The 15,265-nt window shown below is 71.9% G+C and carries 15 protein-coding genes; 6 read left to right on the top strand and 9 right to left on the bottom strand.

Features of this window, described 5'->3' with window-relative positions:
- Positions 1 to 22: 22 nt before the first annotated feature.
- Positions 23 to 571 carry a DUF1062 domain-containing protein gene (locus AC3CF1_RS29305; RefSeq protein ID WP_488451727.1) on the top strand — a complete coding sequence of 183 codons (549 nt, stop codon included), beginning with the start codon at positions 23 to 25 and terminating at the stop codon, positions 569 to 571.
- 171 nt (positions 572 to 742) lie between these two features.
- Here the strand turns inward: AC3CF1_RS29305 and AC3CF1_RS29300 are convergent, their stop codons facing one another.
- The 3 genes from AC3CF1_RS29300 to AC3CF1_RS29290 all read right to left on the bottom strand — a co-directional run bounded on the left by AC3CF1_RS29300 (position 743) and on the right by AC3CF1_RS29290 (position 2,957).
- The gene (locus AC3CF1_RS29300) at positions 743 to 904 is read right to left on the bottom strand and encodes a hypothetical protein (RefSeq protein ID WP_185755252.1); all 162 of its coding nucleotides are present in this window, start codon (positions 902 to 904) and stop codon (positions 743 to 745) included.
- 448 nt (positions 905 to 1,352) lie between these two features.
- Positions 1,353 to 1,574 carry a hypothetical protein gene (locus AC3CF1_RS29295; protein ID WP_030335934.1) on the bottom strand — a complete coding sequence of 74 codons (222 nt, stop codon included), beginning with the start codon at positions 1,572 to 1,574 and terminating at the stop codon, positions 1,353 to 1,355.
- Positions 1,575 to 1,853: 279 nt separating this feature from the next.
- Positions 1,854 to 2,957: a PIN domain-containing protein gene (locus AC3CF1_RS29290; protein ID WP_088947169.1), complete on the bottom strand. Its 1,104-nt coding sequence runs from the start codon at positions 2,955 to 2,957 to the stop codon at positions 1,854 to 1,856.
- A gap of 219 nt (positions 2,958 to 3,176) precedes the next feature.
- Between AC3CF1_RS29290 and AC3CF1_RS29285 the strand changes: the two genes are divergently transcribed.
- A complete protein-coding gene (locus AC3CF1_RS29285; RefSeq protein WP_355162357.1) occupies positions 3,177 to 5,213 on the top strand; it encodes a glycosyl hydrolase family 28-related protein in 2,037 nt (678 codons plus the stop codon).
- A 42-nt stretch (positions 5,214 to 5,255) separates the two neighbouring features.
- On the opposite strand, the gene AC3CF1_RS29280 is transcribed toward AC3CF1_RS29285, so the two are convergent.
- From AC3CF1_RS29280 to AC3CF1_RS29260, 5 genes are all read right to left on the bottom strand, one after another.
- A complete protein-coding gene (locus AC3CF1_RS29280; protein ID WP_488451726.1) occupies positions 5,256 to 5,927 on the bottom strand; it encodes a CG0192-related protein in 672 nt (223 codons plus the stop codon).
- 14 nt (positions 5,928 to 5,941) lie between these two features.
- Positions 5,942 to 7,027, bottom strand: coding sequence for a cellulose binding domain-containing protein (locus AC3CF1_RS29275; RefSeq protein ID WP_488451725.1), 1,086 nt, complete (start codon positions 7,025 to 7,027; stop codon positions 5,942 to 5,944).
- A 68-nt stretch (positions 7,028 to 7,095) separates the two neighbouring features.
- Positions 7,096 to 8,145 carry a nitronate monooxygenase gene (locus AC3CF1_RS29270; RefSeq protein WP_354980431.1) on the bottom strand — a complete coding sequence of 350 codons (1,050 nt, stop codon included), beginning with the start codon at positions 8,143 to 8,145 and terminating at the stop codon, positions 7,096 to 7,098.
- Between the two features lie 30 nt (positions 8,146 to 8,175).
- Positions 8,176 to 9,285: an NHL repeat-containing protein gene (locus AC3CF1_RS29265; RefSeq protein ID WP_355162942.1), complete on the bottom strand. Its 1,110-nt coding sequence runs from the start codon at positions 9,283 to 9,285 to the stop codon at positions 8,176 to 8,178.
- Between the two features lie 259 nt (positions 9,286 to 9,544).
- Positions 9,545 to 10,654, bottom strand: a complete 1,110-nt coding sequence (locus AC3CF1_RS29260) for a ricin-type beta-trefoil lectin domain protein (RefSeq protein ID WP_088947163.1) — start codon at positions 10,652 to 10,654, stop codon at positions 9,545 to 9,547.
- Between the two features lie 280 nt (positions 10,655 to 10,934).
- Here AC3CF1_RS29260 and AC3CF1_RS29255 point away from each other — a divergent pair, with 280 nt between their 5' ends.
- On the top strand, positions 10,935 to 11,207 hold the full coding sequence (locus tag AC3CF1_RS29255) for a hypothetical protein (RefSeq protein WP_099851866.1): 273 nt from the start codon (positions 10,935 to 10,937) through the stop codon (positions 11,205 to 11,207).
- Between the two features lie 173 nt (positions 11,208 to 11,380).
- On the opposite strand, the gene AC3CF1_RS29250 is transcribed toward AC3CF1_RS29255, so the two are convergent.
- The gene (locus tag AC3CF1_RS29250) at positions 11,381 to 12,649 is read right to left on the bottom strand and encodes an Nramp family divalent metal transporter (RefSeq protein ID WP_488451724.1); all 1,269 of its coding nucleotides are present in this window, start codon (positions 12,647 to 12,649) and stop codon (positions 11,381 to 11,383) included.
- A gap of 228 nt (positions 12,650 to 12,877) precedes the next feature.
- On the opposite strand from AC3CF1_RS29250, the gene AC3CF1_RS29245 reads away from it, so the two are divergent.
- From AC3CF1_RS29245 to AC3CF1_RS29235, 3 genes are read left to right on the top strand one after another with little or no spacing between them, the layout of a single operon-like run.
- Complete coding sequence (locus AC3CF1_RS29245; protein WP_088947160.1) at positions 12,878 to 13,285, top strand: GntR family transcriptional regulator; 408 nt, start codon at positions 12,878 to 12,880, stop codon at positions 13,283 to 13,285.
- 20 nt (positions 13,286 to 13,305) lie between these two features.
- Positions 13,306 to 14,196, top strand: coding sequence for an ABC transporter ATP-binding protein (locus AC3CF1_RS29240; RefSeq protein ID WP_088947159.1), 891 nt, complete (start codon positions 13,306 to 13,308; stop codon positions 14,194 to 14,196).
- Positions 14,193 to 15,182 carry an ABC transporter permease gene (locus AC3CF1_RS29235; protein ID WP_354980429.1) on the top strand — a complete coding sequence of 330 codons (990 nt, stop codon included), beginning with the start codon at positions 14,193 to 14,195 and terminating at the stop codon, positions 15,180 to 15,182. The genes AC3CF1_RS29240 and AC3CF1_RS29235 overlap by 4 nt, the downstream gene beginning before the upstream one ends.
- Positions 15,183 to 15,265: the final 83 nt, after the last annotated feature.

The following is a 15,265-nucleotide window of genomic DNA, read 5'->3' as shown; positions in this document are numbered from 1 at the left end:
TCACTGAAACCGGTGTACCTCTGTGCTCAGAAACTGGGCCGTCGTGCCCACCTGCCTGCCACTCATCAACCGCCGTTGCCGCTCGTGCGCGTCCGAACGCCTCCGGCCAAGCGGAAAATTTCGAGTCAACGCCAACCACAAACTCATCGACGTCTGGCTCCTCGCGCTCTGCACCGCCTGCGGGGAGACGGCAAAGCTCACCGTCCTGGAGCGAATGACCGTTCGCACCATCCCACCGGAGTTGCTGGACCGGTTGCACGACAACGACCCTGGGCTGACAGCCGAGCTGATCCAGGATCCGGACGTGCAGCGCGCCAACCGCATCGCCCTCGACTGGACTGGCGCCTGGCGCCTCGACACCGGCGGATCGGATCACCCGGACGGCGAGACGATCGACGTCTCGGTCCGCTTCGCGGCGCGGATCCCGGTCCGACCAGTACGACTGATCGCTGAAGGTTGCGGTCTTACCCGAGGCGAGGTCGAGAGACTGATCGTCCAGGGGAAGCTCGTTTCGGCGGTCCGGTTGAACGGCAAGCTCTCCGGCGACTTCACGTTCACCCTCAAGCACTGACCGCTTTTCCCTACGACCACGGGCCTGTCCGGCATCTTCCGCCGGGCAGGCCCGTGGACGTCCACCCGCGCACCGCCGACGGGCGGGGCTGGCGGCATCGCCAGCGCGCGGGCGGCCGGCGCCGGGGCGGTCGGGAGCGCACGTGTCGGGTTCACGGACGGTTCGTCCGGCTCAGGTGCCCGGGTCCTGCTCGGAGGGGGCGTCGTCCGGCACCCGGGCGTCGTCGTCGGTCAGTGCGTCGTCCGACGGCTTGGCGTCGTCGCCGAGCCGACGCTCGGCCTCCCGGACCTCCTTGTCGAGCCTGGGGTTCTCCTCGTCGGGACCGTGCGACATGGCGACCTCCATCGGGCGCGACCGGGAACCTCCGACACCCTCGACCGGGTGCCTCCGAGCACCCATGACCGGGCGCCGCCGAGCACCCGCGATCGGGGACCTCCGAGTACCCGGCCTGACGGCGGGGACACCGGTACACAGACGCCACTGCGCATCAAACCGACCGAGAAGACCCACCGTCCTCGGCGACCGCGGCCCTCAGGAAACAGGCCGCTGCCTCGATCGGGACGGTCGCAACGTGACTGTGTGCCGGCACCTGCGGGAAACGTCGCGCAGGTCATGTCGCAGAAGCGGTGAAGACGTCGTTGGCGGCCGACTGCAGCGGAGGTTGCCGAGCCCCGGACCACTGCAGGCCGAACGCCGGACCTCTGGGCACCGAGCACCGGGCCGGCCGGCGAGCGCGCCGGGCTGGAGCCCAGGAGCGTTGCCGGCCCGGCCCGGAGCCGGATCAGCGCTGCTTTAGCTCGCGCCAGGAAGGGTGGGTGCCGCGCCAGGCGTCGGCGAGGATGGCCGCCGAGGCCCGGCTTGGGCACTGCTGCACCCGCTCACGACCCGACGCCCCACCGATCTGGGCGCGGACCTCCCAACCCTGCCCGTCAGTACGGATATACACGTCCCGGCGCCCGCGCGGGGTCGTGTCTCCGTTCCACCAATGCTCCTCGACCTTCATTCGCCGACCGTATAGCAATTTTTGCGTCGAGGGTACGGCGCAGGCGGGTGGATACCAGGGCGATAGCCATAATTCAGGCGTACTTCGACCGATCTGGTGACAGGGAGGAACCGCGAGGGCGGATCCTCCCCGCCCTGAGTGGCGGATCAGGCGGATATGAGATATCGCTGAGTACACCGGTCAGGGCGCTTGCCGACCCGCCCTGCCCCGAGGAGCCGGGTGCGGCGAGTGACCCTCGCCCGTGATGTGAACATCACAGGGAGTGACCGGGGGCGGTGCTCATCCCTGGGTGGTGAGCAGGTAGTCGTCGGCTTCCGGGCTCCAGCGCAGATCGACCACTCCCCCGGTAGCCGCGGCCTTGCAAAACTGGAGGAAGCTGCGATAGCCGAGCTTCTTCTCGCTGAAGTCGGGGCGGGCCCGGCGAAGCTGGTTCTTCAACCCGGACAGCGCCACCGGGTTGCCGCTGCTCCCCAGCTCGGCCACCACACCGCGGAGCAACCCGAAGGCCACCTCCCGGTCGCCGTGTTCGGGCAGCGAGACCTCGGGGTCACCCTTCGCGGGGCCCTCGGCCAGCTCGATCACGGTCTGCTCGGCGAGGTGCCGCAGCAGTTCCCCAAAGGTGCGGAAGCCGTAGTCGGACTCACTGAACGTCGGGTCCTTGCGCAGCAGGGTGCGCTTGAGCCGGGAGGCGGTGACGTCACCGTTGGCGCTGCCCTGCAACCCGGCCACGGTCTGGGCGACCAGCACGGCGAGTGCGTCGACGTCCCGTCCCGGCTCTTCGCCGGCGGGTCGACGGTCCACCTCGGGCTCGCGCTCCCGTTCGAGCTCCTGCTCCGGCTCGGGCGGGCGCTGGTCCGTGCCGGCCGGCCGGCTGGAACGGCCCCGTCGGCTGCGGGTCGGCGGGATGTCCACACCCTCCAGCCGGTCGTAGTAGAGGAACTCGTCGCAGGCCGGTGGGAGCAGTGCCGACGTGGAGCCCTCGACCCCGACACCGATGACCCGCTTGTTCAGCTCGCGGAGCTTGTGCACCAGCGGGGTGAAGTCGCTGTCGCCACTGCAGATCACGAACGTCGAGATGTAGTCGCGCTCGAAGGCCAGCTCGATCGCGTCGACGGCCATCTTGATGTCCGCGGCGTTCTTACGGGACGCGCCCATCCGTTGCGGGATCTCGATCAGCTCGACGTGCGACCGGGTGAGCATCCGGCGGTCCTCGTCGAAGTACGACCAGTCGGCGTACGCACGGCGGACCACGACGCGGCCTCGTTCGGCCAGCGCATCGGCGATGGGCCGGAAGTCGAAGTCCGCGCCGCCACGGTTGTCGCGTGCGCCCAACGCGAGGTTTTCGTAGTCGAGGAAAAGGGCGATCCGGTCTTCTTGATCCACGAGGGCCAGCCTACGCCCGGCGTGAGCTGGGCGGGGCAGGCGACGCGCGACACCTCAATTCGACGACCGTCCATTTCTTGCGGCCTGATAGCCCGTTATTTTCATTGTTCGATAGACGTCTTGCAGTGCGATGTGTGGTGCTGCATCATGACGATCAATGTCGGGCGTCGGGGGAACGCCGGGCGGACCTCCACCACCACCCACCCAGGAGGGTCACCGATGTTTCGCAGCCTCATGCCGGCGCGGGGACGCCCCGGCCGGCCCGGCGGCACCGCTGTCGCGCTCGCGGCCGGCCTCGCCGTACTGGTCGCCGGGCCCACAGTGGCCACCGCCAGTCCATCCGCGTCCGCCGGCGCCCAGCCGGTCGTCACCCGGGCCGCCCTCGACCCGGCGTTGGTCGCCGGGCGCGGCGCGGACGTCGACTTCGTCGAGCAGGAGGCGGAGAACGCCCGCACCACCGGCGAGGTCATCGGCCCCGACCGGACCGCCTACACGCTGCCCGCGGAGGCCTCCGGCCGCCGGGCGGTCCGGCTCACCCCCGGCGAGTACGTGGAGTTCGTCCTGCCCAGCGCGGCCAACGGAATCACCGTGCGGTACAGCATCCCGGACGCGCCGCAGGGCGGCGGGATCACCGCTCCGTTGCGGGTCGCGGTCAACGGCAAGCACGTGCGCACCATGACGCTCACGTCGCAGTACTCGTGGCTCTACAACCAGTACCCGTTCACCAACGACCCACAGGCCGGGCTGCTGCACCCGGACTGGTGGATCACCGAGTGCCAGTGCGTGCCGTCGGCCACCACGCCGGCCCCGAGCATCAGCACGCCGTTCCGGCCCGGCCAGTTCTACGACGAGCAGCGGCTCCTGCTCGGCCGCACCTACCGGGCCGGCGACAAGATCCGGCTCACCGCGCCGCCCGGCAGCGCCGCCGCCTGGACCGTCATCGACCTGCTCGACTCCGAGTTGGTCGCGCCGCCGCACGTCCGGCTGCTCGCGGCGAACGTGCTGGCCTTCGGGGCCGACCCCACCGGCCGGCGGGACTCCGCCGACGCACTGGACCGGGCCATCGCCTTCGCCAGGCGCACCCACCTCAAGGTCTACATCCCGCCGGGCACCTACCAGGTCAACCGGCACATCACCGTCGACGACGTGACCATCGAGGGCGCCGGCAACTGGCACACCATCATCAAGGGCCGTGAGGTCGCCCTGCCGACCCCCGCACCGGACGGCTCGGTGCACACCGGCGTCGGGTTCTACGGCCGCGACGCCGCCGACGGCGGCAGCCGCAACGTCCACCTCTCCGGCTTCGCGATCGAGGGAGACGTCCGGGAACGCATCGACACCGACCAGGTCAACGCGATCGGTGGCGCGATGAGCGACTCGACCATCGACGGGCTCTACCTGCACCACACCAAGGTGGGCGTGTGGTTCGACGGGCCGATGCGCAACGTCCGGGTCACCAACAACATCATCGTCGACCAGATCGCCGACGCGCTCAACTTCCACACTGGTGTGACCGACTCCGTCGTGGCCCACAACTTCGTCCGCAACACCGGCGACGACGGCCTGGCGATGTGGTCGGAGAAGACGGCGAACGCGCGCAACACGTTCGACCACAACACCGTGCAGTCACCGACGCTGGCCAACGGCATCGCCATCTACGGCGGCACGGACACCACCGTCTCGCACAACCTCGTCGCCGACCCGGTCCGCGAGGGCAGCGCCATCCACGCGGGTTCCCGCTTCGGCGCGGAGCCGTTCACCGGGCACCTGCGGTTCACCAACAACACCACCGCCCGCGCCGGCACGTACGAGCTGAACTGGAACATCGGGCTGGGCGCGATCTGGATCTTCGCCCTGGACCGGAGCATCGACGCGGACGTCCAGGTGACCGGTGACGCATACCTCGACAGCACGTACAACGCGATCATGCTGGTCAGCGACTGGCCGGTGAAGGACCTCTACTCGATCAGCAACGTGCGGTTCCGGGACGTCCGGGTCGACGGCACCGGCACCTCGGTCCTCAGCGCCCGTACGGCGGGGTCCGCCTCGTTCGCCAACGTGGACGCCCGCAACGTGGGCGCTGTCGGCGTCAACAACTGCGGTTCGTTCCACTTCACCCCGGCCGGTTCGGAGTTCACACTGACCGACCTCGGCGGCAACGACGGCGGTTGGCTCGCCCCGTGGCTGCTGCCCAACACCATCACCTGCGACGACCGGCCACCCGTGTCGCCGCCCCCGCCTCCGACGCAGTGGTGAACGCGGTGGGCGGTCCGACTCGTCGGGCCGCCCACCGCACGCTCACCGCGTCCTGGCGTACGCCAGCGGCACGCTCGTCGGCTGCCCGTTCCAGCTGCCGAGCAGGGTGGGCCCGGTGGCGTCGCCCGCGCCCGGCCGACGGACGACGACCAGGTCGGCGGAGTCGGTGACGATGGTGGTGTTGTCCTCGTCGACCACCTGACGCACGACGCCGACCGGCGCCACGTCGGCGTCCCCGGCGCCGCTGACGGCGATCGTCACGGTCGGCTCACGCACCTCACGCCGACCGTCCACCTCGAAGTACTGCTCAGCCTGGCCACCACCGGCGAGGATCGCGTGGGCGAGCGCGGCGGCGTAGACCGGGTCCGCGCAGCCGTCGTACACCCAGCGCGTGCCGAGCACCGAGTGCTCGGTGGTGCCGACCAGCCAGTCGTCGGCACCGTCGAGGGGCGCGGAGCGGTAGGTGAGCGGGACCTGGTGGACCGGCCCGTCGGTGATGCCGACCAGCATCGTCTCGATGCCGACCTCGTCGGCCGGGTCGTCGAAGCGGTACGCGCCCCGACTCACCACGTCGGCGCCGGTCAGGCCGCCGGTGACGCCGGCCAGTTCGCCAGCGACGTCGGTCGGCCCGAGGAACCAGGGTTGGCTGGGCAGCCAGGCCGTCAGCAGGTCGCGTTTCGTGGGGCGCAGCGTGGCCCGGTGCAGCAGTGCCATGACCGCAGCCTAGGTCAGAGGCCGGCGCAGGGGTTGCCGTCCACCGTGCAGGTCTCCGGTTCCCGGGCCTTCGGCCGGTTGTCGCGTACGTCGAAGCGGAACGTCTGCGACCCACCGGCGGGCACGGCCGCCCCGGTGAAGGTGACCGACCGCCCGTTCTGTCGCCAGTCCGCGCCGTCGACGTCGTCCACGGTGCTGCCGTCGGCGAGGCTGACCACCACCACCCAGCCGTCCACGGCGGTGGCGGCGCGGTTGCCGAGCACGACTTCGCCGGTGTAGCCGAACAGGCGGCTGGAGTCGGTGTCGTAGCTGGCCGTCAGCGGCGGTGGGGGCGGCGGCGCCGACGTGAGGGTCGGCGAGGGCTTCGCCGACGGGCTCCGGCTCGGACGGGCGGTCGGCGACGCGGCCGTTCGCGAGGGGCGTACCGAGGTCGTCGGCCGCGGCGTGGCGGCGACCTCGACGGGTGTCGCGGACGGCGACGGCGACGGGGCCGCGGGCGGCGCGGCGCGCTGCTCCGATCCGGCCGGAAGCGCCACCCACGCCGCCACCCCTCCGACGGCCACCACCCCGACCAGCGCGGCGGCCACCTGCCGGCGACGGCGACGGGCACGGGTGGGCCCACCGGACACGCCGACCAACGGCAGTTCCGCCGTCATCCCGCCGTCGCCGCGGCGCAGATCGACCTGCTGGAAGGCGAGCCAGTCGAGGATCGCCGGCAACCGTACGGTCAGCGCCTGCCGGAGTTGCTGCTCGCGTGGATCGTGCTGTTCGGCGGACCACGCGCCGTGCGTGGTGACCTCCCGAATCTCCAGCCGACAGCCCTGCCTGGTGGCGGTGACCGCACAGGTCAGCTCGCTGAGCCGGCCGGCCTCGTCGCAGGCCAGGACGAGGAGTTCCGGCTCCCGCCGCTCGGTCACCTCGACCTCGACGTTGGCCTCGAAGCCGGGCAACCCGGCCGTGTGCAGCAGCAGCCGGTCCGGTACGCCCTCCACCGTGTCGGCGTCGGCGAACCACCGGCCGAGCAGCTGCCGATCGGTCAGTGCGAGCCAGACCCGGTCGGGTGGGTGGGACAGCTCGACCTGCGCACCGATCTCGATCACGGCGAGACTCTAACGGGTCTCCGGTCCGTCCCGCCCCGGCCCGCCACAGCTGGTTGCCGGCGTCCTGGTCATCCCCAGCGGGTCGACCGCTCGAGCACTGCGGCGAGCGCCGCCCGCGCCCCGGCGCTCACCTCGGTGACCACTTCGGCCGCCGGCAGGTCCCGGGCCAGCGGGTGCGCCTGCCCGGCCCACAGGTTGGCGACCGACGCGTCCCCGTCGCGGCGGGCGGCGGCGAGCAGCGGACGCGTCAGGTGCAACACCTGGGGGTAGCCAATCGGCGCTGCCGCGTCGTGCTGACGCAGGAAGTCGTTGGCCACGCCACGGGCCCGCTTGCCGGTGAACGACCGGGTCAACGCGGTCGGCGCGGCACCGGCCACCGCCGCCCGGTGCATCGGCGAGCTGCCCGTCTCCGGGCAGCGCAGGAACGCCGTGCCGAGCTGCGCGGCGGCGGCGCCGGCAGCCAGCACGGCGGCCACCGCGGGGCCGTCGACGATGCCGCCCGCCGCCACCAGCGGCAGGTCGCAACCAGCGGCGACCAGGCGGAGCAACGGAAGCAACGCGTAGTCGTCGTCGTCCGGCAGGCCGCCGCGATGCCCACCGGCCTCGGTGCCCTGCACCACCACCGCGTCCACCCCCAGGCCCGCGGCGGCCGTCGCGGCGTCCGGGCGGGTGACCGTGGCCCACACCTCGGTGCCCCGCTCGCGCAGGGCGGCCACCACCGCCCGATCGGGCAGCCCGAACACGAAGGACACGACCGGGACCGGGTCCGCGAGCAGCGCGGCCAGCTTTTCCGGGTACGCGTCGTCGCCGCCCACCGGTGCGCCCAGGCTCACCCCGCGCTCGGCGGCCAGCGGGGCGAGCCGTTGCGCGTACGCCTGGATGGCGGCCTTGTCGACGCCGCCGGGGTCGGGCAGGAAGAGGTTGACGCCGAACGGCCGGTCGGTGCGCGCACGGACCTCGGCGACGTCGGCGACCAGCCGGCCGGTGTCGATCATTCCGGCGGCCAGGAAGCCCAGCCCACCGGCCGCGGAGACGGCTGCCGCGAGCGCCGGCGTGGACGGGCCGCCGGCCATCGGGGCGGCGACGATCGGGTGACGCAACGTGGACAGCACGGACATGGACCCATCCTGCCGCACCGACCCGCCCGCTCACGGACGCGCGGTGTACCTCCACCGCAGCACACCGGCCAGTGCCAGCAGGCCCAGCAGGGTCCCGCCTCCGGCCATCAGCAGCCAGGTCCGGCCACCCAGGCCGATGGTGTCCTCGGCGATCGGACGGACGGCGGTGGGCAACACCGGGGCGGCGGACCCCGTCGGGTTTGCGGCGGTGACAGGCCCGTCGGTGGCCGGGTAACGCAGGATCGTCGGGCGGGTCCCCGGCGGCTGGTCGGCGGATTCGGAGACGGTGAGCAACGACCTGCCGTCGCGACTGTAGGTGATCGACTCGCCCTGGGGTTCGTCCGGCAACGGGGTGATCCGCGGGGTGCCGGAGGTCAACGCCTTGACCACGTCGCTGTCGGGCACGTCGTACTCGAAGGCGTCGGCGTAGCTGCGCAGCACCACCCGGCGCCCGTCCGGCGCGTTCGCCGCGCCGGTGACCACGCCCCGCCCGATGAACGAGAACGGGTTGCTGGTGTCGGTCATCGGCAGGGACACCTGGCCGGCCGGGGCCAGCGGTGTCGTCGCGCCCGGCCGCAGCGCGGTGCTCGGCGCGTACAGGAAGACCGTGCCGCTGCCGCCCTTGGTGACGATCAGGGGCTGGCCGTCCGAGTCGAGCAGCAACGCCTCGGCGTCGTGCGGGCGGTCCGGGTACGCCATCCGGTGCAGCACCGGCTTGTCCTTCCCAGGCGCGAGCCGCCACACCGCGACGCTGGTGCGGGAGCGGTCGTTGTCGCCGATGTCGGCGACCCAGACGGTGCCGTCCCGGCCGATGGCCAGGTCCTCGGTGTCGCGGGGCTGGGACGGGTAGGACACCGTGCGGACCACCGCGCAGCGCTGGTCGAGGAAGAAGATCCGGCGGCGGGCCTCGTCGTCGGCGCCGTCGTTGACCACCACGTACCCGTCGTCGGTGGCGACCATCCCGGAGATCTCCTTGAGCCGGTCGTCGCGTATCTGGCACACCGGCGCACCGGCCGCCGCCGCGCCCGCCGCCCCTGGCGTGAGCAGCACGGCAGGTGTCACCACGCCGGTGAGCAGGGCCGCCAGCACCGCCCCGACACGGGCACCTCGCCCCCACCTCAACCGCCCGCGTACCCGCATCGCCCACCCTCCTCGTCGCGGCCGTGACCCGGCCACCCGCCCATCCTGGCCGATCCCGGCCACCGGCGGCGGTCATCGGGGGTACGCGCCCGCACCCCTGGTGGACGTAGTGTCGCTCCGCCTCATTCTGGAGACCCGGTCGGCTGACCGCCGGTGGCCGCGACCGCGCGCCGGTCACGGGCCGCCCAGGGCCGGTCCCACCGGGGTACGGGGTGGGACCGGCCGGGCGTCCGTTACCGGGTGGACGGACGGGCGTCCGTTACCGGGTGGACCAGCGCTGCGCTCCGGTGCCGTTGCAGGTCAGGAGCTGCGTGGTCGTGCCGTTGGCCGTGCCGGCGGAGGTCACGCTCACGCACTTGCCGGCGGAGGTGAGCACGATCGTCCCGTCCGTGCGGAAGGTGAAGCGCTGCGCGGCGGTGCCGTTGCACGTCCAGATCTGCACCCGGGTGCCGTCGGCGCTGGCTCCGCCGTTCACGTCCAGGCACCGGTCGCCGTAGACGCGCAGTTCCCCGGCGGCGGTACGGGTCCAGCGCTGGTTGGTGTTGCCGTGGCAGTCCCAGATGATGGTGGGGGCACCAGCGGTGGTGCTGGCGCCGGAGACGTCCAGGCAACGCCCGGAGGTGGGATTGACCAGGCCGACCGGGGTGCCCACCGGCGGCCCGCCCGCCGGGACCAGGCTGTCGGGCACCGAACGCAGCGCGTCGTACCAGCGGGCGGCCATCTTGTCGTACCCGCCGGCGTTGGGGTGGACGCCGTCCGCGAGGTCCGCGGTGGTGAGCGCGGCGTGCATGTCGACCAGGTGCACCTTGCTGCCCTTCTGGGCCACGATGCCGGGGATCGCCGCGTTGTACGCCTGCACCCGGGCCTCCCGGTTCGGGTCGGACTCCGGCGTGATGGTGGCGACGAAGATGTCCGCACCCGGGGCCGTCGACCTGATCTTGTCGATGAGACCGGAGAGGCGGGCCGGTGCGTTGGCCACGTCGTAGTTCTGGTTCACGTCGTTCGTGCCGATGTGCAGCAGCACGGTGCGCGGGTCGGTGGCCCGTAACCAGGTGACGATGTTGGCGTCGAGCTGGTCGATGCGCCAGCCCGAGTGACCCTCGTGGTCGTGGTCACCGAGGCTGGCTGGCCCGTTGAACCCCGAGCCGACGAAGTCGACCGTGTAACCGCCACCGGCCAGGCGCTGCCACAGGTTGATCCGGTACCCGCCGGGCACGTTGTACCCGTCGGTGATCGAGTCACCGAGTGGCATCACGCGTACGCCGCCGTTCGACTCAGCCTGGGCGGGTGCGACCTGGACCAGTGCCAGCACGGCACCGAGGACGAGCCCGAAGCCGCCGGCAGCGGCCCGTCGTGCGTTCCATCGCATGGGTGTTCCCTCTCCTCGCAGGTGGTCCGGGACCTCGGTGGGGTGCGGTCCGCCGAGAACAGCAACGCCCCGACACATCCATTGATGCTTGACGATCGTCGGGGTGCCCGGGACCGGGAACGGCACGGGCGCGAGCCGAACGTCGCGCTGGCTGCGCTGAACGGTCCCGCAGACCAGTCCCGGCTGACTGACGCGGCGCCTCCACCCAGGCGTGCCAGCGGCAGCGGCGGGTAGGCAGCAGCCCGGCGGCATGTCGACACCCGCCGGTCAGGAGGCTCCGATGAGCACGTACCGGGATGATCAGGGCGACACGTTTCCGCCCCCGGAGGCGGATGCCCAAGAGCAGCGGCAGAACGCCGTCGACTACGGGCCGCCGGACCGGGTGTCGGGTGACGTCGACCCGGAAGCGTCCGAGGCGGATCTGGCCGAGCAGGGCGCGCTCCCGGCGGGCACGCTCGAGGAGGCGACGTCGCTGCCGGCCGACGCCAACCCGGCCGACGCCCTCGAACAGCGCCAGGAAATCCCCACCCGCGACGAGGGCCGTCGCACCTGAACCACGCACGCCGCCGGCCCGGCCGTCCACGCCGGGGGCAGGGCCGCCAACGCGTGTGATGCCTGTGAGTCATCAAGATGACTCACAGGCATCACGCTCGTGCGGACGTCGCCGCCCGGAGGCTCGGCTCAACCGGCCACGCCCGACCAACCGGCGAAGCCGGCCAGCCAGGCTCAACCGGCGACGACCTGCCAGAGCAGGAAGGCGTTGAGCGCGACCACCAGGACGGCCACCAGGGACGCGGCGGCGGTGGTGAGCGGGTGATTGACCAGGTTGCCCATCAGGTCGCGTCGGCGGGTGAAGGCGACCACCGGGATCAGCGCGAACGGGATGCCGAAGCTGAGGATGACCTGGGACAGCACGAGCGCCCTGGTGGGGTCGAGGCCGATGGCGAGCACGGCCAGAGCGGGCAGCAGGGTGACCAGGCGGCGGAGCAGCAGTGGGACCCGCCGCCGCAGGAAGCCCTGCATGATCACCTCCCCGGCGTAGGTGCCGACGCTGGTGGAGGCGAGCCCGGACACCAGCAGTGCGATGGCGAAGCCGAACGCCGCGGCGGTGCCGATGGTCTGGCCGAGCCCGGCGTGCACGCCCTCCAGGCTGTCCGCGCCGACCGGACCACCGCCGCGGAAGCTCGCGGCGGCGATCAGCAGCATGGCGAGGTTGACCGCGCCGGCCGCCGTCAGGGCGAGCAGCACGTCGGTGCGCTGGCCACGGAACAGGATCCGGCGCTCGGTGTCGTCGGTGGCGGGGATGCGGTCGCGGGTCAGCGCGGAGTGCACGTAGATGACGTGCGGCATGACGGTGGCACCGAGGATGCCGGCGGCCAGCAGCACGCTGTCGGTGCCCTGGAGCCGAGGCACCAGGCCGGCCACTGCCGATCCCGGATCGGAGTTGGCCGCGAGCAGGTTCGCCGCGAACGCCAGGACGATCACACCGAGTCCCACCGCGATGGCGATCTCGAAGGCGCGGAATCCGCGCGACCGCAGCGCGAGCACGGCGAACGCGAGGGTGCCGATGATGAGCCCGCCGGGCAGCAGTGGGATGCCGAAGAGCAGGTACAGGGCGACCGCGCCGCCGATCACCTCGGCCAGGTCGGTGGCCATGGCGACCAACTCGGCCTGCACCCACATCACCCGGTTCACCGGCCGGGGCAGCCGCTCCCGGCACAGCTCGGGCAGGCTGCGCCCGGTGGCCAGACCCAGCTTCGCGGTGAGTGTCTGCACCAGCATCGCCATCAGGTTGGCCACGACCACGACCCAGACCAGCAGGTAGCCGTAGCGGGCGCCGGCGGCGGAGTTGGTGGCGAAGTTGCCCGGGTCGACGTACGCCACGGCGGCGACGAACGCGGGGCCGAGCAGGATCAACCGGCCGCGTACCCGCCCACGTGCGCGGGCCACCTGTAGTGGAGTCGCCCTCGACGTCGTCAGCTCGTTGGTGACCATCGCACACCTCCCCGTCCACACGGATTGCTGCCGGTCCTTTCCCCTCGGGCTGACCCGTCGGTGCCAACCTCTGGCCTGCCGGTGCCACCGCCATCGACACGCCGGGACATCGCCTGTGACGCGCCGTGCCGGAGCGGACACGCCGCGCCGGCCTTGACAGCGCACCGACCGCCGATGAAGCTGTCTATTAGTCCTAGTGTCGTAGGACAACAGGAAGGATCATCGCGAGTGATCGAGTTCGTACTGGACAGCCGGTCGAAGGTGAACACCTACATGCAGCTCGTGCAGCAGGTGAAACAGGCTCTGCGGGTCGGCCTGCTGACGCCGGGCGACCAGTTGCCGAAGGTTCGGGACGTCGCGCAATCCCTGGCGATCAACCCGAACACGGTGCTGAAGGCGTACCGGGAATTGGAGATCGAGGGTCTGGTCGGCGGCCGACCCGGGGTGGGCACGTTCGTCCAGCGCACCCTGGCCGGCGCCTCCCTGCCCAACCAGGCCGAGCTACGCGACGACCTGGTCGCCTGGCTGGACCGGGCGCAGGCCGCCGGCCTCACGGCCGAGGACGTCATCGCCCTGGTGGAGACCACCCTGCGCGCCACCCTCGCCGACGACGTCCCGCGCAAGGAGCACGCATGAGCGGAACGAGAGGACAGAGAATGGACATGGTCTTGGAGGCCGACCGGCTGGGCAAGCGGTACGGCAGCACCTGGGCGCTGCGGGACTGCTCGCTGCACCTGCCGGCCGGTCGGATCGCCGCGCTGGTCGGCCCGAACGGCGCGGGCAAGAGCACCCTGCTGCACCTGGCCGTCGGCCTGCTCAGGCCCGATGCGGGCGCGGTCCGGGTCTTCGGCAGATCCCCGTACGGCGACACGGAGGGCCTGGCCGACATCGGGTTCGTCGCCCAGGACACCCCGCTGTACCGGGACTTCACCGCCGCCGAACTGGTCATCGCCGGGGGCAAGCTGAACAAGCGGTGGGACGCCGCGTTGGCCCGCCAGCGGCTGGCGCAGCTCGGCATCCCACCGGACCGACCGGTCGGCAAGCTCTCCGGCGGCCAACGGGCCCAGGTGGCGCTCGCCCTCGCGCTGGCCAAGCAGCCCCGGCTGCTGCTGCTCGACGAGCCGGTGGCCAGCCTCGACCCCCTGGCCCGGCGAGAGTTCCTCCAGTCGTTGATGGGCAGCGTGGCGGACTCCGGCACCACCGTCCTGCTCTCGTCGCACCTGCTGGCCGACCTGGAACGGGTCTGCGACTACCTGATCGTGCTCAACTCGGCCCAGGTGCAGCTCACCGGCACGGTTGACGACCTGGTCGCCGGGCACCGGCACCTGGTCGGCCCTCGGCACGACGGCGGCGTCATCGGGGGCGTCGCCGCCGTCGTCCGGGCCAGCCACACCGACCGGCAGTCCACGCTGCTGGTCCGCACCGACGGCCCGGTCACCGACCCGGCCTGGACGGTCCGCGAGGTCAGCCTGGAGGACGTCGTGCTGGCCTACCTGGCCGACGGCACCACGCAGACCAGTCACAGCGAGTGGGGAGTGGCAGCATGATCTGGCTGACCTGGCGACAACACCGCAAGCAGGCGTTCTACACCCTGCTGGGGCTCGCGGCGCTCGCCGCTCTGCTGGTGCCGATCGGCCTGGCGATGCGGCACACCTTCGCCGACCTCGGGCTGACGGACTGCGCACGCCAGCTCGCCGACACCAATGTGGCGACGGCGACCCGGGAGGCCTGCGACGCGGGCTTCCGGCGTTTCGGCAACCAGTACGGCAGCCTCAACCTGGTGGCCGTGCTGTTGATCACCCTGCCGGCGCTGGTCGGCCTGTTCTGGGGTGCCCCGCTGGTCGCCCGCGAGGTGGAGCACGGCACGCACCGGTTCGTCTGGACCCAGGGCGTCGGCCGCACCCGCTGGGCTCTGGTGAAGTTCGGGCTGGTGAGCGCGGCCGTGGTGATCCTCGCGGCGGTCTACGGGCTGGGCATGTCGTGGTGGGTCGACCCGCTCACCCAGGCCGCGTACGAGGGCCGGTTCGGCATGATCGTCTTCGACCTGCAGGGCATCGTCCCGATCGGGTACACGCTGTTCGCCGTGGCGCTGGGCGTCTTCGCCGGCACCGTCTGGAAGCGGATGCTGCCCGCCATGGGCATCACCCTCGCCGGGTTCATCGGCGTACGGGCGGCGGTGGAGCTCCTGGCCCGACGGCACTACCAGCCGGCCCGCACCCAGACCTTCCCGATCGAGGGAGAAGGGCCACCGGAGATCAGCCGGGGAGACTGGATCCTCGCCCAGGGCGTCCGGAACCCCGACGGCACGATGATCGCCGAGGGCGGCCGGATCCAGTGCCCGCCGGGTGGCAAGGGGCCGGAGGGCCGGGTCTGCGGTGCGGAACTGGGACTTGAGCCGGGCGCGTACAACTGGCAGTTGTACCAACCGGCGGACCGGTTCTGGCTGTTCCAGGGCATCGAGACGGGCGTCTTCGTCGCTCTCGCCCTGCTGCTGCTCTATCTCGCGGTGCGACGGATCCGCCGGATCGCGTAGCCGAGCGACGGGTGCTCGTCGGGGGGCGGGGGCCTCGGCGAGCACCTGTCACCGCAGTCGGATTCCGGCCGTCGCCAACGGAC

Source organism: Micromonospora sp. MGP-C2 (assembly GCF_057766525.1).
This window is presented reverse-complemented; position numbering and strand designations above follow the sequence as displayed.